Source organism: Sphingomonas sp. SphC10 (assembly GCF_057004845.1).
Window position 1 is genome coordinate 3,330,559 of sequence record NZ_CM168044.1, and the last position, 20,479, is coordinate 3,351,037.

At 68.1% G+C, this 20,479-nt stretch carries 21 protein-coding genes and 1 tRNA gene; 21 read left to right on the forward strand and 1 reads right to left on the reverse strand.

The genetic code is table 11. The features are described 5' to 3' along the window. Positions 1–33: 33 nt before the first annotated feature. From ACWKSV_RS15330 to ACWKSV_RS15370, 9 genes are all read left to right on the forward strand, one after another. The gene (locus tag ACWKSV_RS15330) at positions 34–1,938 is read left to right on the forward strand and encodes a methyl-accepting chemotaxis protein (protein ID WP_076714765.1); all 1,905 of its coding nucleotides are present in this window, start codon (positions 34–36) and stop codon (positions 1,936–1,938) included. A gap of 170 nt (positions 1,939–2,108) precedes the next feature. Beyond that, the gene (locus tag ACWKSV_RS15335) at positions 2,109–3,782 is read left to right on the forward strand and encodes a methyl-accepting chemotaxis protein (RefSeq protein WP_076714767.1); all 1,674 of its coding nucleotides are present in this window, start codon (positions 2,109–2,111) and stop codon (positions 3,780–3,782) included. Next, positions 3,779–4,267, forward strand: coding sequence for a chemotaxis protein CheW (locus tag ACWKSV_RS15340; protein ID WP_076714769.1), 489 nt, complete (start codon positions 3,779–3,781; stop codon positions 4,265–4,267). The genes ACWKSV_RS15335 and ACWKSV_RS15340 overlap by 4 nt, the downstream gene beginning before the upstream one ends. 70 nt (positions 4,268–4,337) lie before the next feature. Continuing rightward, positions 4,338–5,192, forward strand: coding sequence for a CheR family methyltransferase (locus ACWKSV_RS15345; protein WP_076714771.1), 855 nt, complete (start codon positions 4,338–4,340; stop codon positions 5,190–5,192). A gap of 5 nt (positions 5,193–5,197) precedes the next feature. Next, positions 5,198–6,271, forward strand: a complete 1,074-nt coding sequence (locus ACWKSV_RS15350) for a protein-glutamate methylesterase/protein-glutamine glutaminase (RefSeq protein WP_056431193.1) — start codon at positions 5,198–5,200, stop codon at positions 6,269–6,271. 13 nt (positions 6,272–6,284) lie between these two features. Beyond that, a complete protein-coding gene (locus tag ACWKSV_RS15355) occupies positions 6,285–8,033 on the forward strand; it encodes a hypothetical protein (RefSeq protein ID WP_156884169.1) in 1,749 nt (582 codons plus the stop codon). A gap of 134 nt (positions 8,034–8,167) precedes the next feature. Next, positions 8,168–9,892, forward strand: a complete 1,725-nt coding sequence (gene poxB / locus ACWKSV_RS15360; protein WP_076714775.1) for a ubiquinone-dependent pyruvate dehydrogenase — start codon at positions 8,168–8,170, stop codon at positions 9,890–9,892. Further along, positions 9,889–10,407 (forward strand): FUSC family protein, encoded by a 519-nt coding sequence (locus tag ACWKSV_RS15365; protein WP_056431185.1) that lies wholly within the window; start codon positions 9,889–9,891, stop codon positions 10,405–10,407. The genes poxB and ACWKSV_RS15365 overlap by 4 nt, the downstream gene beginning before the upstream one ends. Before the next feature lie 286 nt (positions 10,408–10,693). Further along, complete coding sequence (locus ACWKSV_RS15370) at positions 10,694–12,505, forward strand: glycoside hydrolase family 127 protein (protein ID WP_483666815.1); 1,812 nt, start codon at positions 10,694–10,696, stop codon at positions 12,503–12,505. 447 nt (positions 12,506–12,952) lie between these two features. Here the strand turns inward: ACWKSV_RS15370 and ACWKSV_RS15375 are convergent. Next, positions 12,953–13,028: transfer RNA gene (locus ACWKSV_RS15375), tRNA-Val, on the reverse strand. 188 nt (positions 13,029–13,216) lie between these two features. Here ACWKSV_RS15375 and ACWKSV_RS15380 point away from each other — a divergent pair. The 12 genes from ACWKSV_RS15380 to ACWKSV_RS15435 all read left to right on the forward strand — a co-directional run bounded on the left by ACWKSV_RS15380 (position 13,217) and on the right by ACWKSV_RS15435 (position 20,466). Beyond that, a complete protein-coding gene (locus ACWKSV_RS15380) occupies positions 13,217–13,696 on the forward strand; it encodes a hypothetical protein (RefSeq protein ID WP_076714779.1) in 480 nt (159 codons plus the stop codon). After that, the gene (locus ACWKSV_RS15385) at positions 13,696–15,006 is read left to right on the forward strand and encodes a DNA-packaging protein (protein ID WP_076714781.1); all 1,311 of its coding nucleotides are present in this window, start codon (positions 13,696–13,698) and stop codon (positions 15,004–15,006) included. Before ACWKSV_RS15380 ends, ACWKSV_RS15385 begins: the two co-directional genes overlap by 1 nt. A gap of 151 nt (positions 15,007–15,157) precedes the next feature. Then, entirely contained in the window at positions 15,158–16,261 is a 1,104-nt protein-coding gene (locus ACWKSV_RS15390) for a phage portal protein (protein WP_076714783.1), read from the forward strand. After that, the gene (locus ACWKSV_RS15395) at positions 16,258–16,563 is read left to right on the forward strand and encodes a DUF6127 family protein (protein ID WP_056431169.1); all 306 of its coding nucleotides are present in this window, start codon (positions 16,258–16,260) and stop codon (positions 16,561–16,563) included. Before ACWKSV_RS15390 ends, ACWKSV_RS15395 begins: the two co-directional genes overlap by 4 nt. Beyond that, a complete protein-coding gene (locus ACWKSV_RS15400) occupies positions 16,560–16,940 on the forward strand; it encodes an HK97 family phage prohead protease (RefSeq protein ID WP_076714785.1) in 381 nt (126 codons plus the stop codon). Before ACWKSV_RS15395 ends, ACWKSV_RS15400 begins: the two co-directional genes overlap by 4 nt. Before the next feature lies 1 nt (position 16,941). Continuing rightward, positions 16,942–17,940 (forward strand): phage major capsid protein, encoded by a 999-nt coding sequence (locus ACWKSV_RS15405; protein WP_076714787.1) that lies wholly within the window; start codon positions 16,942–16,944, stop codon positions 17,938–17,940. Positions 17,941–18,138: 198 nt separating this feature from the next. Next, positions 18,139–18,633, forward strand: coding sequence for a hypothetical protein (locus ACWKSV_RS15410; RefSeq protein WP_237243516.1), 495 nt, complete (start codon positions 18,139–18,141; stop codon positions 18,631–18,633). Beyond that, the gene (gene gp17, locus ACWKSV_RS15415; RefSeq protein ID WP_076714789.1) at positions 18,630–19,019 is read left to right on the forward strand and encodes a tail completion protein gp17; all 390 of its coding nucleotides are present in this window, start codon (positions 18,630–18,632) and stop codon (positions 19,017–19,019) included. The genes ACWKSV_RS15410 and gp17 overlap by 4 nt, the downstream gene beginning before the upstream one ends. An 11-nt stretch (positions 19,020–19,030) precedes the next feature. Beyond that, on the forward strand, positions 19,031–19,438 hold the full coding sequence (locus ACWKSV_RS15420; protein WP_076714791.1) for a phage major tail protein, TP901-1 family: 408 nt from the start codon (positions 19,031–19,033) through the stop codon (positions 19,436–19,438). Next, positions 19,435–19,743, forward strand: coding sequence for a gene transfer agent family protein (locus tag ACWKSV_RS15425; protein WP_076714793.1), 309 nt, complete (start codon positions 19,435–19,437; stop codon positions 19,741–19,743). The genes ACWKSV_RS15420 and ACWKSV_RS15425 overlap by 4 nt, the downstream gene beginning before the upstream one ends. After that, positions 19,740–19,937, forward strand: a complete 198-nt coding sequence (locus tag ACWKSV_RS15430; protein WP_076714795.1) for a phage tail assembly chaperone — start codon at positions 19,740–19,742, stop codon at positions 19,935–19,937. The genes ACWKSV_RS15425 and ACWKSV_RS15430 overlap by 4 nt, the downstream gene beginning before the upstream one ends. Continuing rightward, the gene (locus ACWKSV_RS15435; RefSeq protein WP_076714797.1) at positions 19,930–20,466 is read left to right on the forward strand and encodes a tail tape measure protein; all 537 of its coding nucleotides are present in this window, start codon (positions 19,930–19,932) and stop codon (positions 20,464–20,466) included. The genes ACWKSV_RS15430 and ACWKSV_RS15435 overlap by 8 nt, the downstream gene beginning before the upstream one ends. Positions 20,467–20,479 lie beyond the last annotated feature (13 nt).

Genomic DNA, 20,479 nt, shown 5'->3' on the forward strand with positions numbered 1-20,479 from the left:
GGCTCTCAGCATAGAATAGGAAAGAGGACTATCATGCGTTTCCATGCTTCGTTGAAAGACACCTCGCATGTCGACGTCGCCACGACGGAGATCGGCCGGCTCCAGCGGGCCTTTGCCCAGGGGCGGGTCGGCGAGCGGGCCGACCTGTCGGGTGCGACCGGCAAGGCGCGCGAGATGCTCGTCGCGGTCAACGAACTGCTCGAAACCGCCGCCATCCCCGCCACCGCCTTCAACCGGCGGCTGGCGCATGTCGCCGCCGAGCATGAGCGCGGTGACATCGACGTGCTGCTGCCGGTCGAGGAGTTTTCCGGCGACCTGGCCGTTGCGGCGCGGACCGTCAACGAACTGGTCGCCAGCCATATCGCGGTCAAGAAACAGGCGATGGCCTGTGTGGCCGCGCTAGCGCAGGGCGATTTCGAGGCGCCGCTGGCGCGACTGCCGGGCAAGAAGGCCTTCATCAACGACACGATCGAGCAGCTTCGCGGCAATCTGAAGGGCCTGATCGCCGAGATGAACACCATGTCGGCCGAACATGATCGCGGCGACATCGACGTGTTCGTGCCGGTCGAGAAGTTCCAGGGTGATTTCGGCGTCATGGCCCGCCGCCTGAACGAGATGGTCGCCAACCACATCGCCGCCAAGAAGATGGCGATGGCCTGCATCAAGCAGTTCGGCGAGGGCGATTTCAATGCGCCGATGCAGCAGCTGCCCGGCAAGAAGGCGTTCATCAACGACACGATCGAATTGCTGCGCGCCAATTTCCAGGCGATCATCGGCGAGATCCAGTGTCTGATCGCGGCCTCGACGGCGGGCAAGCTGAGCGAGCGTGGCGACGCGACCCGCTTCCCCGGCGACTTTGCCGGGCTGGTGAGCGGGATCAACGGGATGCTCGACGCGATCCTGCTGCCGATCGGCGAGGGCAATCGCGTGCTGAACCTGGTCAGCACCGGCTCGCTGCTCGAACGCGTGGAGATCGAGTGCGAGGGCGATCACCGCCGGATGAAGGATGCGATCAACAATCTGGTCGACAACCTCACCCAGTTCGCGAGCAATGTCGCGGGGGCGGCCGATCAGGTCGCCAGCGGCAGCCAGCAACTGTCATCCTCGTCCGAACAGGTGTCGGAAGGCGCGACCGAGCAGGCCGCCGCCGCCGAGGAAGCCTCTGCCTCGATGGAGCAGATGGCCGCCAACATCAAACAGAATGCCGACAATGCGACGCAGACCGAGAAGATCGCGCGCCAGTCCTCGCAGGACGCCGAACAGAGCGGTGCCGCCGTGCAGAAAGCCGTGACCGCGATGCGCACCATCGCCGAGAAGATCGGCATCGTCCAGGAAATCGCGCGCCAGACCGACCTGCTGGCGCTGAACGCGGCGGTCGAGGCGGCCCGTGCAGGCGAACATGGTCGCGGCTTTGCGGTGGTGGCCGCCGAAGTCCGCAAGCTGGCCGAGCGCAGCCAGACGGCGGCGGCGGAGATCAGCGGCATGTCGTCGGACACCGTGTCGGCCGCCACCCAGGCGGGCGAGATGCTGACCAAGCTGGTGCCCGACATCCGCCGCACCGCCGAACTGGTCGCCGAGATCAGCGCGGCATGTCGCGAACAGGATATCGGCGCGGTCCAGATCAACGAGGCGATCCAGCAGCTCGACAAGGTGACGCAGCAGAACGCCTCGGCCTCCGAGCAGATTTCCTCGACCTCGGGGGAACTCGCCAGCCAGGCCGAGGAGCTTCAGCACAGCATCGCCTTTTTCCAGGTCGCCGAAAACGCACGACCGGCGGTGCGCAAGCCTGTCACCCGCCAGTCGGTCGCCAGGACGCGCAAGGCTGCGGTGCAGGCGGGTTCGATCGGGCATCAGCAGGCGCGGGTGCGCGGCTTCGCCCTCGACCTGAACGAGGGTGGGCCGGACGGGGAAGATGCCGAGTTCGGCCACGCGGCATGACCCGTGCGTGGTGCTTGCGAAGTGCCGGGGGGCCTTCGCCAGCACCATGGTCATGACGCCGATATCATCGTCCTGAACCAATAATTCATCAATTTCTGCCTATGATCCGCTCAGTTTCGGCGGGTGGTTTCATAGCATCCGAAGTGTCGGGTTTCATAGCGGGGTGGCATATGCGAGTTACGATCAAGGCCAAGCTGGCAGGTACATTTGCGATTGTCTTGTTACTTCTGGCGGTTGTCGTCGGAGTCGGGGTTTCGAAGGTCAACGCGTTGAATGTGATGATCGCGCAAATCATCGACGGACCGGCCCAGCGTATCAAGCTGTCGTTGACCGCCGATGGCGATATCGGTCGCGCCATCCGCGCCGAAAAGAACATGATGCTGACGGAAGATGTTGCGCAAAAGCGCAACTTCGACGGCGGCTTCGCCCAATATGACGCCAAGGTCCTGGAAAGCCTGAACAGCGGCCTGAAGATCGCCACCGAACAGGGGCGGCCGGTCTGGACCAAAGCGCTGGAGGAATGGCGCGCGTACAAGACGATCAGCGACCGTGCGCGCTCGCTGGCGATGCAGAACCACAATGCCGAGGCATCGACCGTTTCGATGACCGAGGGTCGCGCCGTGGCCGTGCGCCTCACCGACACGCTGACCAAGCTGGCGGAGATCACGCAGGGGCAGATGGTCAAGGCCAAGGCCGACTCCGCCATCCTCTATGAGTCGGCACGAACCACGCTGATGGCGACGGCGATCGTCGCGTTCCTGATCGCGATCGGCGGCGCCCTGTGGGTCGCGTTGCTGGTGTCCAAGGGGCTGCGCAAGATCGGCGAAGCCGTGTCCGCCGTCGCCGATGGCGACCTGAGCAACGAGGTGGACGTTGCCAGCAATGACGAGATCAAGGACCTGGTCGACACCGTCAACCGGATGACCGTCCGCCTGCGCGAAACGATCGGCCAGACCACCCAGGCGGCCCACAATGTCGCGGCGGGCAGCCAGCAGCTGTCGTCGTCTTCGGAACAGGTGAGCCAGGGCGCGACCGAACAGGCCGCCGCCGCCGAGGAAGCCTCTGCCTCGATGGAGCAGATGGCCGCCAACATCAAACAGAATGCCGACAATGCGACGCAGACCGAGAAGATCGCGCGCCAGTCGTCGCAGGACGCCGAACAGAGCGGTGCCGCCGTGCAGAAGGCCGTGGTCGCGATGCGCACCATCGCGGAGAAGATCGGCATCGTCCAGGAAATCGCGCGCCAGACCGACCTGCTGGCGCTGAACGCGGCGGTCGAGGCCGCCCGTGCAGGCGAACATGGTCGCGGCTTCGCGGTCGTGGCGGCCGAAGTCCGCAAGCTGGCCGAGCGCAGCCAGTCGGCGGCGGCGGAGATCAGCGGCATGTCGTCGGACACCGTCGGTGCCGCGACCCAGGCAGGCGAGATGCTCATCAAGCTGGTCCCCGACATCCGCCGCACCGCCGAACTGGTCGCAGAGATCAGCGCGGCGTGCCGGGAACAGGATATCGGTGCGGTCCAGATCAACGAGGCGATCCAGCAGCTCGACAAGGTGACGCAGCAGAACGCCTCTGCGTCCGAGCAAATTTCCTCGACCTCCGAAGAACTCGCCAGCCAGGCCGAGGAGCTTCAGGAAAGCATCGCCTATTTCCGGGTCGACGGACAGGGTGCGCAGATCCGCTCGGTGCGCCGCGTCGCGCCGCGTCCCACCAAGGCCAAGCCCAAGGCGGCTCCGGCACGCAGCGGCTCGGTCGCCGATCAGCAGGCCCGGGTGCGCGGTTTCGCGCTGGACCTGACCAATGGCGGCCCCGACGGCGAAGACGCCGCGTTCGGACGCGCGGCATGAGCGGCGCATCCGACATCCAGGTCGTGGTCTTCGGGCTGGGCGACGAAGAATTCGCACTGCCGGTGACGACGGTCCGCGAAATCCTGGACCACCGTAACGCCTATCGGGTGCCCCATGCACCCGACTGGTTCCTGGGCCTGACCGATGTGCGCGGCGATTCCGTGCCGATGGTCGACCTGCGGGTTCGCCTGGGCATGCCCCCGGTCGATCCGACGCTGACCACCCGCGTTCTGGTGGTCGACGTGGCGGGGGGCGAGGGCAAGCCGCTGGCGCTGGGGATGGTCGTCGACCGGGTACTCGACGTCGCGACCTTCCCGGCCGAATCGGTCGAGAGCGCGCCAGACCTGGGCGGTCGCTGGCGATCCGAGCAGATCGAGGCGATCCTGCGGCGAGGTGCAGGCTTCGTCGCACTGCTCGACCCGGCGCGCCTGTTCGGCGCGGACGGTGCCGAGGCCGCCCTGGCCGATTTCGGCATGGCGGCGTAATCCCATTGCTTTTCGGCCGCCCGGCGCGGCGGCCGATCCCTTCCTCTCGCTTCCGACAGGAGCCGTTCCTTTGAGCAGTCTGGCCCGCGCGGCATCGGCATCGCCCGACGCGCTACAGCGTCGCGATTTTGATCGCATCTCCGCCTATGTCTACAAGGAGTGCGGGATTCGCCTGCCGCCCGCCAAGATGACGATGATCGAAGGGCGCCTGCGCCGTCGCGTGCGCGCGACGGGGCTGAGCAGCCTGGGCGATTATTGCGCCTGGGTGTTCCAGGCCGATCATCTGGAGGGCGAGCGCGAGCATCTGCTGAACGCGGTCACGACCAACAAGACCGACTTCTTCCGCGAACCCAAGCATTTCGACTATCTGATGGGCACGGTCATGCCGCGCCTGCGCGACGAGGGGCAGCGCCGGGTCCGCGTGTGGAGCTCGGCCTGCTCGACCGGCGCGGAGCCCTATACGCTGGCGATGCTGCTCGACGCCTTTGCCGCCGACAGGGGCGGCCCCGACTTCGGTATCCTGGCGACCGATCTGGACAGCGAGGTGCTGCGCACCGCGCGTCGGGGCATCTATGCGGCCGCAATGCTCGATCCGGTGCCGACGGCCTTGCGCAAACGCTATGTCATGAGCGCCAGCGATCCCAAGCGCGACGAGATGCGCATCGTGCCCGCGCTGCGTTCGTCGATCGGCTTTGCCCAGATGAACCTGATGGACGAGCGCTATCCGGTGGGTGATCCGATGGACATCATCTTCTGTCGCAACGTCCTGATCTATTTCGACAAGCCGACCCAGGAAAAGGTCGTGCGCCGTCTGGCCGAATGCCTGCGCCCCGGCGGCTGGATGTTCCTGGGCCATTCCGAATCGATCACGGGTTTCGACCTTCCCCTGAAGACGGTGTCCAACACCGTGTTCCAACGGATCTGACGGCCATGAGCAAAGTCCGCGTGCTGGTGATCGACGACAGCGCCAGCGTCCGCCAGGCGATGACCGCGATCCTGTCCGCCGATCCCGATATCCAGGTGATCGCCGCCGCCGCCGATCCCTTCGCCGCCGCGCGCTATATCCATGAGGAGGTGCCCGACGTCATCACGCTGGACGTCGAGATGCCGCGCATGGACGGCATCACCTTCCTGCGCAAGCTGATGGCGCAGCGCCCGCTGCCGGTGGTGATGTGCTCCTCGCTGGTCGAGGAAGGCTCGGAAACGCTGCTCCAGGCGCTGGAGGCCGGGGCGGTCGACGTCATCCTGAAGCCGCGCGTGGGGGTCGCCGACCACCTGAACGAAGCGCATATGATGATCCGCGAGACGGTGAAGGGCGCGGCCAAGGCGCGGCTCGGCGCACGGCGCTCCCAGGTCAAGCTGAACCCGGCGCAGAAACTGACGGCCGATGCCGTCCTGCCGCCGCCGACCGGCCGCGCGATGAGCCGCACGACCGAGATGGTGGTGTGCATCGGCGCCTCGACCGGCGGCACGGAGGCGCTGCGCGAGGTGCTGGAGGCGCTGCCCGCCAATTCGCCGGGCATCGTCATCGTCCAGCATATGCCGGAGAGCTTCACCCGCGCCTTTGCCAAGCGGCTCGACGGGCTGTGCCAGGTCGACGTCAAGGAGGCCGAGGACGGCGACACGGTGATGCGCGGCCGCGTGCTGATCGCGCCGGGCGGCCTGCGCCACACCATGCTGGAGCGGCAGGGCGCGCGCTATGTCGTGTCGGTGCGCGAGGGGCCGCTGGTCTCGCGCCATCGCCCCTCGGTCGATGTGCTGTTCCGTTCGGCGGCGCGCAACGCGGGCTCCAACGCGGTCGGCATCATCTTGACCGGCATGGGCGACGACGGCGCGCGCGGCCTGCTGGAGATGAAGCAGGCGGGCGCCCGCACCTTTGCGCAGGACGAGGCGACCTCGGTCGTGTTCGGCATGCCCAAGGAAGCGATCGCGCGCGGCGCCCATGACAAGATCATCCCGCTGGGCAGCGTCGCACGCGAACTGCTCCACGCCACGGCACGCTAAGAAGGAACGACACATGTTTGTGGCACGGATCGATACCGACAATGCGGCTCCGCTGGCCGGCGACCTGCCGACCTCGCCCGCTATTTCCTTCGCGACACTGGCGGAGCAGGTGCAGGACCGGATGGGCGGCCTGGAGGATGCCTTTCGCGAAACCGGCGAGACGCTGGCCACCGCGATCGGCACGATCGACGGCATGGCGGACGGGCTGACGACCATTCGCCAGGCCCTGTCGCACGACACCGCGGGAGTGGCGGTCTCCCGGCTGCGCGACGTCGCCTATCGCCTGATCACCCTGCCGATCATCCAGAAGCGGCGCGCGATTGAGGTCGAGACGCTGACCGGCCGTACCCGCGAGCTTCGCGGCCTGTTGAACGAGGTCAGCACCATCCTGAAGCTGCTCGGCATCTATGGGATGAACATCAAGATCGCCTCGTCGGGCGAGGCGGCGTTCTTCAACTTCGTCGTCGGCATGGACGAGAAGCTGACCACCGGCCGCCAGGAACTGCGCCAGATCGAGCGCCAGCTGGACCAGTTCGGCCGGGTGGTAGGCGACGTGCAGCAGGCCGACCGCCTGCTCGCCACCGAATGCGACCGCGCCGGGGCCGCCGTGCCCGCCGAACTGACCGCCAACGCCAATGCGCTGCAGGATCATATCGAATCGGTGATGCGCATGACCGACGAGGTCGGCGGCATCGTGCGCACCGTACAGGGTGAGGTCGCGCGCATCCTGGGCGCGATCCAGATCGGCGACAGCGTGCGCCAGCGCGCCGAACATGCCATCGCCATGCTGCGCCTGGTCGCGATGGACGATGCGCAGGGCGGCATGCCGGAAGGGGCCAAGGCGCATATGGCCCGGCTGATCTCCGCTCAGCTGAACGCGATGGCCGACGAGTTCGGGCGGGAGATCGCCTCGATCGTCACCGCGCTGGAACGGCTGGCGCCGCTGGCGGATCACTTGCGCGAGCTGCTGGGGTCGCAGGGCGGCGCGGACGGACAGCTGCTGTTCCGGCTGGAACATGGCATCTCCTCGCTGGGCAATGTCACCGACCAGCTGTGCGACGCCGATGGCCATCTGGCCGAGCTGACCGGCTTTGTCAGCCGCACGCTGGCCGACCTGACCGACGGGCTGAGCCGCATCCGCCACATCGCCGTCAATGTGCAGGATATCTCGACCAACACCCAGCTGCTGTGCCGTCGCCACGGCACGCTGGGCCGCGCGGTGGCCGTGATCGCCAAGGAAGTCGCCCCCTGCGCCAGCCGCCTCGACCAGTTGAGCGTGGCGGTCGGTTCGCTGATCGGCGTGCTCAGCGGGATCGATCTGGTCCAGCAGGACAACACGCACAGCGAGAATGGCGACACGCGCGGCGCGCTTCAGGAAGCGCTGGCGGTCGTGCGGCGCGCCTGCGAAAGCTCGGCAGGGGCCATGGTCAAGGGTGGCGGGGATGCCGAGCGGATCGTCGCCTCGCTGCAGGCGAGCGCCGGGGATCTGGGCGAGCAGCATGATTTCGTGGGGACGCTGTGCACCGTCGCTCTGGAGCTGACCCGCTACGCCGATCGGGTCGCGCCCGAAACCCCGAACGGCACCGAAATGACCGCGGCGGACGAGGCCGTGCTGGCGGACATGCTGCCCTGGGCGGCAAGCCTCTATACGATGGCGTCCGAACGTCTGATCCATGCGGCCTATCTGCTGCCCGGCATGGAGCCGGTCGCGACGGTGACGGCGGCGGTGACGTTCGACGATGATGATGACGGGCTGTTCTGATCCCGATTGCACGGCGCTTTAGCCGCCTTGCACGAAGTTCATCCCCGGGGTGCGAAGCCATTCGCACCCCGGATCGTTTCGCTCTTGCAGCATGACGGGCACCGGCCCCGTCCACAGCAAGGGAAAGACGAACCATGGCCGAGACGATCGCCGATCTTTTGAACCGCACGCTGGTCGAGGCGGGCGTCGAGCGGATCTGGGGCGTGACGGGCGACAGCCTGAACGCGTTCAACGACTCGCTCCGCAAGTCGGGCAAGATCCAATGGATGCATGTCCGCAACGAGGAAGCGGGCGCCTTTGCGGCGGGGGCGGAAGCGGCGGCGACCGACAGGCTGGCGGTCTGTGCAGGCAGCTGCGGGCCGGGCAATCTCCATCTGATCAACGGGCTGTTCGACTGCCACCGCAACCATGTGCCGGTGCTGGCGATCGCGGCGCATATCCCGTCGAGCGAGATCGGCCTGAACTATTTCCAGGAAACGCATCCCACCGAGCTGTTCCGCGAATGCAGCCATTTCTGCGAGATGCTACAGGACCCGCGCCAGATGCCCGAACTGCTCCACCGCGCGATCCGCACCGCCATCGGCAAGCGCGGCGTGGCGGTGCTGGTCATCCCCGGCGATGTCGCGCTGAAGCCCGCACCCGAGACGCGCAGCGTCGCCTTTCCGCCGCTGGCCACGCCGCGCCTCGTGCCGCCGCAGGCGGAACTGGGCAAGATCGCCGACCTGCTCAACGGGTCGAAGGCGGTGACGCTGCTGTGCGGCGCAGGCACGGCGGGTGCCCATGCCGAGGTCGTGGCGCTGGCCGAAGCGCTGAAGGCCCCGATCGTCCATGCATACCGGGGCAAGGAATGGATCGAATACGACAACCCCTATGATGTCGGCATGACCGGGCTGATCGGCTTTTCGTCGGGCTATCACGCGATGATGGAGTGCGACACGCTGCTGATGCTGGGCACCGACTTCCCCTATCGCAACTTCTATCCCGAAAAGGCGAAGGTGGTGCAGGTCGATCGCGACCCGGGTGCATTGGGGCGGCGGGTGCCGCTGGACCTGGGCGTGGTTGGCGACGTCGCCGAGGTGGCGCGCGGCCTGCTCCCGCTGATCGCGGGCGAGCGCGACGGGCGTTTCCTGGACAAGGCACGCGCGCATTACCGCGACGCGCGCAAGGGGCTGGACGACCTCGCCACCCCGCGAGACGGCGACAAGCCGCTGCATCCGCAATTCGTCGCGCGCACCATCGACCGGCTCGCCAATGAGGATGCCGTCTTCACCGCCGATGTCGGCACGCCCGCCGTCTGGGCGGCGCGCTATCTGACGATGAACGGTCGGCGTCGGATCATCGGCTCGTTCAACCATGGCTCGATGGCGAACGCCCTGCCGCAGGCGCTGGGCGTGCAGGGGGCCTATCCAGGGCGGCAGGTCGTGTCGATGTCGGGGGACGGCGGACTGACCATGTTGATGGGCGACATGCTGACCGCCGTGCAGATGAAGCTGCCGGTCAAGATCGTCGTCTTCAACAATTCGACGCTCGGCTTCGTCGCGCTGGAGCAGAAGGCGGCGGGCTATGTCGACGACAATGTGTCGCTCCAGAACCCGGACTTCGGCGCGATCGCGCGCGAGATGGGCTATTTCGGGGTGCGCGTCACCCGTTCTGACGCGCTGGAGGGCGTGTTGCGCGAAGCGTTCGCGCATGACGGCCCGGCACTGGTCGATGTCGTGACCGAAACGCAGGAACTCATCATGCCGCCCAAGATCCAGGCCGAGCAGATCAAGGGGTTCAGCCTCTATGCCGCGCGCGCGGTCCTGAGCGGGCGTGGCGACGAGGTGTTGGAACTGGCGCGGGCCAATCTCTTCCGGTGACGCCGCCGCCGCTCTTGCGCGACTGGGTGACGGCGCATGTGTCGCGCGAGGAGACGGTGCGCACCATCGCCTTCGTCGCGCGCTGTACCGGCGCGGCGGTGCTGGCGCTCAGCATCGCCGACCGGCTGCACCTCGACCATCCGGTCTGGGCGAGCGTCTCCGCGCTCGTCGTCTCGCAGGACCGGCTGGGCGACACGCATCGCTCGCTCACCTGGCGGATCGTCGCGACGCTGATCGGGGTGGCGGTGGCGCTGCTCGTCGCCTTTGCCATGCCCGATGCCGGGGCGGTCGCGATGCTGGCGGTGGCGGTCGGAGTCACCGCCGCCATTGCGCGGATCCGCACCGAATTGCGGGTGTGCATGTGGACCTCGGTCATCGTCCTGCTGACCGTGCCGCCGGGGGGCACGATCCTGACCGCCGCGCTGGCGCGGGCGCAGGAAGTCATGCTGGGCGTCGCGATCGGGGCGATCCTGCACTGGGGCTTCGAGCGATTGCTGTTCCGCCGAACCGGCTGAACCAGGCCTAACCTGTCGGACAAATAAACCAGATCGATCGGCCTCCAACAACGCCATTTGCGTGCACATACGAAAACATTTGCGGATTCGCGTGGCGCAACGCACACTGGCATAAAATAAGATTAGTCGGAGAAGATCGGTGCCTTCATGCTGTCCCGCCCCGTCGCGGCGTCAAGTCCTTGCCACGGCCAGCACGGCCGCGTTGGCGACAGGATGGGGGGCGGTGATGCCCGCTTCGGCCTGGGCGCAGAATGGCCTCAAGCCGATGGCATCTATGGCGGCCCCCATGCCTGCTAACGCGGTGCAGCCCTTCGACATGGCCGACGTCATGCTGGCGGACAGTCCCTTCCTCCACGCGCAGAAGATGACCGAGGCGTATCTGATGCGCCTGCAGCCCGACCGGTTGCTCGCGAATTTCCGCACCAATGCCGGATTGAAGCCCAAGGCGCCGGTCTATGGCGGCTGGGAGTCGGAGGCGCAGTGGGCCGACATCAACTGCCATGGCCATACGCTGGGCCATTATCTCTCGGCCTGTGCGCTGGCGTACCGCGCGACCAAGGACAAGCGCTACCGCCAGCGCATCGACTATATCGCGAACGAGCTGGCCGCGTGCCAGCAGGCGGCGGGCACCGGCCTGGTCTGCGCCTTTCCGAAGGGGCCCGCGCTGGTCGCGGCGCATCTGCGTGGCGAGCCGATCACCGGTGTGCCCTGGTACACGCTGCACAAGGTCTATGCGGGCCTGCGCGATGCGGTGCAGCTGGCGGGGAGCGAGGCGGCGCGGCCGGTGCTGATCCGGCTGGCCGATTGGGGCGTCGTCGCCACCAAGCCGCTGTCGGATGCCCAGTTCGAGACGATGCTGGAGACCGAATATGGCGGCATGAACGAGGTGTATGCCGATCTGTATTTCATGACCGGCAACGACGACTATCGCCGCCTCGCCGAACGCTTCTCGCAAAAGGCGGTGATGAAGCCGCTGGGCCAGGGCCGCGACTATCTCGACGGGATGCACGCCAACACCCAGATCCCGAAGATCATCGGTTTCCAGCGCGTCTATGAGGCGAATGGCGATGACGCCTATCACAACGCCGCCGCCTTTTTCTGGCGGACGGTCGCGCATACCCGCGCCTTCGCCACCGGCGGGCATGGCGATGGCGAGCATTTCTTCGCCATGGCGGACTTCGACAAGCATGTCTTCTCCGCCAAGGGATCGGAGACATGCTGCCAGCACAATATGCTGAAGCTGACCCGCGCGCTGTTCCTGCGCGACCCGCAGGCGGAATATGCCGATTATTACGAGCGGACGCTCTACAACGGCATCCTCGCCTCGCAGGACCCGGACTCGGGCATGGCGACCTATTTCCAGGGTGCGCGGCCGGGGTACATGAAGCTCTATCACACGCCCGAGGACAGCTTCTGGTGCTGCACCGGTACGGGCATGGAAAATCATGTGAAGTATCGCGACTCGATCTACTTCCATGACGACCGCGCGCTGTACGTGAACCTGTTCATCCCCTCGACCGTGACCTGGGCCGACAAGGGGGCGTCGCTGACCCAGGCGACGAACTTCCCCGAGGCGGGCAACACCCAGTTCCGCTGGAAACTGCGCCAGCCGACCGAACTGACCCTGAAGCTGCGCCACCCGAAATGGAGCCGCACCGCGACCCTGCTGGTCAACGGCGCGGAGGTGCAGCGCTCCGACAAGCCGGGAAGCTATGCGGAACTGACCCGGACCTGGAAGACCGGCGACACGGTCGAATGGCGTATGGTCATGGAACCCGCCGTCGAGAGCGCCCCCGCCGCGCCCGAGATCGTCGCCTTCACCTATGGCCCGCTGGTGCTGGCCGGTGCGCTGGGCCGCGAGGGGCTGGCGCCGGGTGCGGACATCATCGTCAGCGAGCGGAAGTACGGCGAGTATAACGACACGCCGTTCCAGGCCCCGACGCTATCGGGTGAGCCCGATGCCTTAGCGAAGACGATCAGCGCGACCGGCAAACCGCTGGAGTTCACCATCCCGGCGGCGGATGGCCAGAAGGTGCGGCTGGTCCCGTACCACCGCATCGCACATGAACGTTACGCGACATATTGGAAGCTGGCCTGATTGCGGACTAGGACCACCCCGGCGAAGGCCGGGGTCCAGTTGCCCTGTCACCGCGGTTGATCCCGGAAGATTTGTTCGCGCGGAGGCGCGGAGGACGCAGAGAGGGTGTCCGGTTGGCGACGGCGCAGCTCCATCAGCACATGATGGAGAGAGGCAGAGCAGGATGACATTACGCTGAGTCTATGAGAGCCCCTTCCCTTCAGGGGAGGGGTTGGGGTGGGGCCTTTCCACGAACGCCGCGCTTGCGGAAGCGCCCCACCCCCGGCCCCTCCCCTGAAGGGGAGGGGGGCCATTTCAGGTCATCAAGGTCGAGAGCTGCCCCATGCGAGACACCTCCGCGTCCTCCGCGCCTCCGCGCGAACATAATCGCTCTCGGCGCTCCACCGATCGCGTGGCAACTGGACCCAGGCCTTCGCCGGGGTGGGGCTATAGAGTGATGTCGGAAAATGGTGGGCGATGACGGGCTCGAACCGCCGACATTCTCGGTGTAAACGAGACGCTCTACCAACTGAGCTAATCGCCCCCTCTCGGGAAGCCCCGCCTAATGCCGATGCGCTTGGCGTCTGGCAAGCCGCTTTTGTGCGTTAAACCCATCTGGTTCGTTTGTTGGATACAAACCCGACTGTCATCGGTACATAACAGGAACATCGAGGGGCGGATGCGATCGGGGGAGCGGTCGGGTTCGCGCTCGGTGTTTCGGGGGGAGCGGGGATGGCCGGAACGGGGGAGGGCGCGCGGTGGACGCTGGCGCGGCGACGGCAATTCCTGGCGGCGCTGGCGGTCAGCGCCGATGCGGGGGCGGCAGCACGCGCGGTGGGAGAGACGCTGCGGGCTGCACGCACTTTGCGGGCGCGCGACCGGGCCTTTGGCGAGGCCTGGGATGAAGCGATCGGCGCGGCGCATGCGCTGGTCGAGGAAGGGCTGCTGCGCCGGATGCTGACCCTGTTGGCGGCCGAGGACGGGGAGGAGGGCGGAGAGGCCGGTGCGGGGACCACCGGCCTCTCCATCACCCCGCCGCTCAGCGCCACCGAGGTGCAATTCTATCTGAAGCTGCTCGCACGCCGCGATGCGCTGGCCAAGGCTGGTGACGGCGCGAGCGAAGCGGCACGGGCCGACTCGGCCGAGACCGATGCGGCGCTGGAACGCGCGCTCGATGGGCTGGCGCGTCGGCGGTTGAAGGGGATGGCGTGATGGCGGGACAGGATGCGGCGACGCGGCTCGCCACGCTGGCGATGCTGGAGCCGGGTGCGCGCGAACAGGCGCTGGCCGCGCTGAGCCCTGCGCAGAAGCGCGAACTGGTCGAGCGATGGGAATTATGGGCGCATGATGGACAGGTGGCGCCGCCGGGCGACTGGCGGGTGTGGCTGATCCGCGCCGGGCGTGGTTTCGGCAAGACGCGTGCGGGGGCGGAGTGGGTGAGTGCGCTGGCCCGCGAGCATCCGGGGGCGCGGATCGCGCTGATGGGCGCGACCTTGCGCGATGTCGAGCGCGTGATGGTGCGCGGCGAAAGCGGACTGCTGGCAGTGGCGCGCAAGGGCGAGACGCCGAAGTGGATCGGTAGCCTGGGGCAGGTGCATTTCGCATCCGGCGCGATCGGCTTCGCCTATTCGGCCGCCGCGCCCGAGGCTCTGCGCGGGCCGCAGCATCATGCCGCCTGGTGCGACGAACTGGGCAAGTGGAAGGGGGAGGCCGGATGGGACAATCTGATGATGACGCTCCGGCTGGGCGAGCGGCCGCGCGTGCTGGTCACGACCACGCCGCGCGCGACGCCCCTGATGCGCAAGGTCATGGCGCTGCCCGATTGCGTCGAGACGATCGGGCGGACCAGCGACAATGCGCATCTGCCCGACAGTTTTCAGGATGCGATGCTGGCGCAATATGGCGACACGCGGTTGGGGCGACAGGAACTGGACGGCGAGATGGTCGACGACCGCGAGGGGGCCTTGTGGACCCGCGCGCTGCTCGACCGGCAGCGGGCCAAGACGGTGCCCGCGCTCGATCGGGTCGTGGTCGGCGTCGATCCGCCCGCGACCAGCAGCGGCGATGCCTGCGGGATCGTGGCGGTCGGGCTGGGGCGCGACGGCCATGGCTATGTGCTGGAGGATGCCAGCGAGGCCGGGCTTTCGCCGGAGGGCTGGGCGGCGCGGGTGGCGGGCTGTGCCAGGCGCAACCGCGCGGACCGGGTGGTGGCCGAGCGCAACCAGGGCGGCGACATGGTGGAAAGCGTGCTGCGGCTCGCCGATCCGACCCTGCCGGTGCATCTGGTGTACGCCTCGATCGGAAAGGCGGCGCGGGCGGAGCCGGTGTCGTTCCTCTATGCGCAAGGTAGGGTTTGGCATTCGCGGGGTTTTCCGGCGCTGGAGGATGAGCTGTGCGGGCTGGGGGTGGCGGGGGCCTATGACGGGCCCGGCCGCTCACCGGACCGGGCGGATGCGCTGGTCTGGGCGCTGACCGAGCTGATGCTGTCGGGGCGGGGGGCCCCGGGCATACGGAATTTATGAGCTGATCCTCCCCGGAACGGGGAGGGGGACCGCCGCGAAGCGGTGGTGGAGGGGGCGTGCCGCAAAGGGCGACCCGTGTGGAAGCCCCCCTCCGTCAGCGCTGCGCGCTGCCACCTCCCCGTGCCGGGGAGGAGCTAAAGGAGATTCGACAATGAGGATGTTCGGTCGCAAGACCGGGCGGGGGGCTGCGCGTCCTTTGCTCGGGCTGGGTTTGGCGCGGTCGGGGGTGCCGTTGACCGGTGCCGCGCCGTCCTATGAGACGCAGGTCCGCGAGGGTTACTTACGCAATCCGGTGGCGCAGCGGGCGGTGCGGATGGTCGCGGGCGGACTGGCCGATGCGCCGCTGACCGCTTCGCATCCCGAACTGGTTGCCTTGGTCGCGGCGCGCAGCGAGGGGCAGGCGCTGCTGGAGACGGTGGCGACGCACATGCTGCTGCACGGCAATGCCTATGTGCAGATTCTGCGCGATGCCGAGGGCGAGGTGGCCGAGCTGTTCGCGCTGCGCCCCGAGCGGGTCGCGATGGAGCTGGACGCCAGCGGCTGGCCCGCCGCCTATCTCTACCGCGCGGGCGGTCGCGTGACGACCTTGCCGGTCGATCCGGTGAAGCCGTCGGTCGTGCATCTGAAAAGCTGCCACCCGCTCGACGATCATTACGGGCTGGGCTGTCTGGGCGCGGCGGCGGGGGCGATCGCGATCCACAATGCGGCCGCCGTGTGGAACCGGGCGCTGCTCGACAATGCGGCGCGGCCGTCAGGGGCTTTGGTCTATGATCCGGGCGACGGTTCGACGTTGACGCCCGACCAGTTCGAGCGGTTGCGCGCCGAGATGGAGGGCTTTGCGGGTAGCGGCAATGCCGGGCGTCCGCTGCTGCTGGAGGGCGGGCTGAAGTGGCAGGCGATGAGCCTGACCCCGGCCGAGCTGGACTTCATCGCGGCCAAATCGTCGGCGGCGCGCGAGATCGCGCTGGCCTTCGGGGTGCCGCCGATGCTGCTCGGCCTGCCCGGCGACAACACCTATGCCAATTATCGCGAGGCGAACCGTGCCTTGTGGCGACAGGCTATCCTGCCGCTGGCGGGTGGAATCCTGAGCGGCCTGGCGCAGGGACTGGCGGGCTGGTTCGAGGGAGCGAGCCTGTCGGTCGACATCAACCGCGTCACCGCGCTGGCCGAGGAACGCCAGATGCTTTGGGCCATGGCGGCGAGCGCCGACTTCCTCGATCCGGCGGAGAAGCGCCAGATGGTCGGCCTGTCATGAGCGGGGACGTTTTGGCGCGACTGCTGGCGCAGGCGGCGGATAGCGGTGCGGACCTGGTGACGCTGCGCGCGGTGGCGGAGGAAGCGGGCGAGCTGGGCGCGACGCGGGCGCTCACCCGGCTGGGCCTCGCCGATGCCGACGCCGCAGAGGATGTCGCCGAACTGCGCGAACTGCTGACCGCCTGGCGCGAAGCCAAGTCGTCGGTGTGGAAGAGCGCGGTCGGCTGGCTGACCCGACTGCTTGGCGCACTGCTGCTGGCGGGAATCGCGATGCGGCTGGGGATGGAGGACTGGCTGAAATGAGCCTTTCCTTCACCGGCTATGCCGCGATCTGGGACCGGATGGACCGGGCGGGCGATGTCATCCGGCGCCGGGCCTTTGCGGGGGCGGGCGACGTGCCGCTGCTCTGGCAGCATCGGGGCGAGGCGATGGGGCGCATCACCGCGCTTACCGAGGACGATAGCGGCTTGGCGGTCGAGGGCGTGGTCGACGACCCGGCACTCGCCGCGCTGGTCCGTTCGGGCGCGGTGGCGGGCCTGTCGGTCGGGTACCGACCGCGTGTCGTCCACCAGGGCGCGGCCCGCGCGATCCTGTCGGCCGAGCTCATCGAGATCAGCCTGGTGACGGTGCCGATGCAGCCGCTCGCCCGCGTGACTCACATTTTGACCAAGGGGGACTGATATGGACGTGATCGAACGACCCGTGCTGGACGGCGCGGCGGCCAAGACGAACGGCGCGTTCGACGGCTATGTGCGCAGCGGCACCACCGTCGAGCTGAAGGCCTTTACCGGCACCACCGGCGACAGCGGCGGTTTCGCCGTGCCGCGTGAAATCGACGCGGCGATCGGATCGGTGCTGCGCAACGTCTCGCCGATCCGCGGGATCGCCAATGTCGTGACGGTCGGCTCGGCGGGCTATCGCAAGCTGGTGACCACCGGCGGCACGCCTTCGGGCTGGGCGAGCGAGACGGCGGCGCGGCCCGAAACGGCGACGCCCAGCTTCGTCGAACTCGCGCCGCCGATGGGCGAGCTCTACGCCAATCCCTCGGCCAGCCAGGCGATGCTCGACGATGCGGCCTTCGATGTCGAAGGCTGGCTGGCCAGCGAGATCGCGACCGAGTTCGGCCGCGCGGAGGGGCAGGCCTTTGTCAACGGTTCGGGCGTCAACCGGCCCAAGGGCTTCCTGACCAACCCGGTCTCGACCGCCAAGGACGGGGTACGCCCCTTCGGCACGCTGCAATATATCCCGAGCGGCGCGTCGGGCGCGTTCATGGCTGGCGGGGAGGATCGGCTGATCGAGCTGGTCCAGCTGCTGCGTGCACCATACCGACAGGGGGCCTGTTTCGTGATGAATGCGGCCACTTCGGCCCGCATCCGCAAGCTGAAGACGACGGACGGCCAGTTCCTCTGGGCGCCCGGTCTGGTGGCGGGGCAGCCCGCCACGCTGCTCGGCTATCCGGTCGTCGAGGCGGAGGATATGCCCGATGTCGCACAGGATGCCTGTGCCATCGCCTTCGGCAATTTCCAGGCGGGCTATCTGATCACCGAACGCGCCGAGACCGCGATCCTGCGCGATCCGTACAGCAACAAGCCGTTCGTCACCTTCTACGCCACGCGGCGAGTCGGCGGCTGCGTCAGCGACTCGGAGGCGATCAAGCTGATGAAGTTCGCGACGGCCTAAGCCCCTGAAAAATCGGGGCAGCCGACAAAGGGCTGCCCCGTAGTTCAGGGAGGATGCCGAACCGGCCGGGGGGCGCGGGGTCGGCATGGCCGGTGCCCAAGGGGGAGGCGGGCAGCGGCTGTCGGACTCTCTGCGCGCCAACTGTGACGCCCGTGTGTCGAGCTTGTCGCAACTTGTATCGGTGAAGGAGAATTCATGATGAGCGGGACGAAGGAGGCCATGCCCCTTGCGACCGTGACGGCGGCGGCGGGCGCGGTGCGCGCATTGCTCCGGCTGGAAGAGGGCAATGAAGCGGCGCTGGTCGAGCGCGTGGCGGGCGTTGCGCTGGGACTGGCCGAATCCTTTTGCGGGCAGATGCTGATTCAGCGGTTGGTCGAGGAACCGATGCCGGGATCGGTAGCGTGGCAGGCGTTGGCGGCGACGCCGGTCGTGACGATCCTGTCCGGCGGGGAAAACGCGATCGACCGGGACGGGCGCGGCTGGGTTCGCATGCAGGAGGCCGCGACGGTGCGCTATCGTGCAGGCCTGGCCGAGGCTTGGGACAGCCTGTCGCCCGAGATCGCGCATGGCGTGGCGATCATGGGGGCGCATCTGTTCGACAATCGCGATGCCGCCGCCGTGCCGCCCGCCGCCGTTGCCGCACTCTGGCGGCCCTATCGGCGGATGCGGCTCGATGGGCCGAGGCGGGCATGACCGCGCGGGAGGCACTGCGGGCCGGATTGATGACCGTGCTCCGCCCCGCGCTCGCGCCGCTGGGGGTGGCCCTGTTCGATGCGGTGCCGGTGCGGGCGAGCGTGCCGCAAGCCGTGCTGGGCGAGCCGAGCGATAGCGATTGGGGCGCGGCGGGAATCGAGGGGCGCGAGCTGCGCGTCGCGCTGACCCTGACCGATGAGGGCGAACAGCCCCGACGGCTGCGCGCCTGCGTCCAGGCGGCGGAGGCGATCGGTCTGCCAGAGATTTTGGCGGACGGGTGGCGGGTGGCGGGGCTGAGCGTGACCGCGACCCGCATGGCGAAGACGGGCGCGCGCTGGACTGCGAGCCTCGAATGGCGCGCCCGGCTGTGGCGCACGGGACAATAGGGGGACGGGACATGGCAATCGAAAAGGGAAGCGCCTTTCTGCTCAAGATCGGCGACGGGGCGGAGCCGCCCGCCTTCGCGACGATGGCGGGGCTGCGCACCACGCAGCTGTCGATCAATGGCGAGACGGTGGTGGTGACCAGCAAGGATTCGGGCGGCTGGCGCGAATTGCTGTCGGGCGCTGGCGTGCGGCATGTCAGCGTGGCGGGCGCGGGCGTGTTCACCGGATCGGCGGCGGAGGCGCGAATGCGCGGCCATGCGCTGGCGGGCACGATCGAGACCTATCGGCTGAGCTTTGAGAGCGGCGGGTCGATGACCGGGCGGTTTCTGGTCACGCGCCTCGACTATAGCGGCGATTTCGGTGGCGAGCGGACCTACACGCTGGCGCTGGAAAGCTCCGGCCCGGTGGTGTCGGCATGAGCGCGAATCCGATGCGCGGCGAGGCGAGCGTTCGGGTGGGCGGCAGCGAGCTGGTCGTACGGCCGAGCTTTCAGGCGCTGGTCGCGGCGGAGGGCGAGCTGGGGCCGTTGTTCGAGCTGGTCGAGCGGGCGGGCGAGGGCAAACTCTCGCTGGGGGAGGCGGCTACGCTGATCTGGCATTGCCTGCGCGAGGTGCCCGAGGGGCTGAGCCGCGAACAGCTGGGCGAGGCGCTGGTCGATCTGGGTCTGGCGGCGCTGGCACCCGTACTGCGGCAATTGCTGCGCCAGATACTGGGCGGCCGATGACCTTTGCCGAGGTGGCGGCGCGGCTGGCGGGGGTGGCGGGCGCGGTGCTGGGCTGGTCGCCCGACCGCTTCTGGCGCGCCACCCCGGCCGAGCTTCAGGGAATCGTGGCGGCGATGACGGGCGGGGCGGAGGGTGGCGATCCGCCCTCGTCCGCCACCCTCGCCCGCTTGCGGGAGATGTATCCGGATGGATGAGCAGGATTTCGCACCCCGCATCGATATGCGGGGCTTCATGGCGGACATGGGGTCGATGCGGGCCGAATTGTCGCGCGGACTGGCCGATGCGGCGGAGATCGGCGCGCGCTCGGTCGAGGGGGCGCTGCTACGCGCCGCGCGGACCGGAAAGTTCGGTTTCGAGGAACTGAAGGCGACGGCGCTGTCGGTGCTCGACCAGATTGCGCGCATGGCGCTGAAACAGGGGGTGGGCGCACTCAGCGACGGCGGGTTGCTCGGCCTGCTGGGCGGCCTCGCCTCGGGCCTGCCGGGGCGGGCGACCGGCGGGCCGGTATCGCCCGACCGCCCCTATCTGGTCGGTGAGCGCGGGCCGGAGGTGTTCGTGCCGACGAGCAGCGGGCGGGTCGAGACGCTGCGCCCCGGTGGTTCTCCGCGCGACGTGCGGGTGGCGATCACGATCAACGCCGGGGCGGGCGATGCGGCGGGCGTGCTTCAACGCTCCAGCCGACAGGTGGCGCGGGCGGTGCGCGCGGCGCTGGCGGAGGATTGAGCATCTTTCCTCC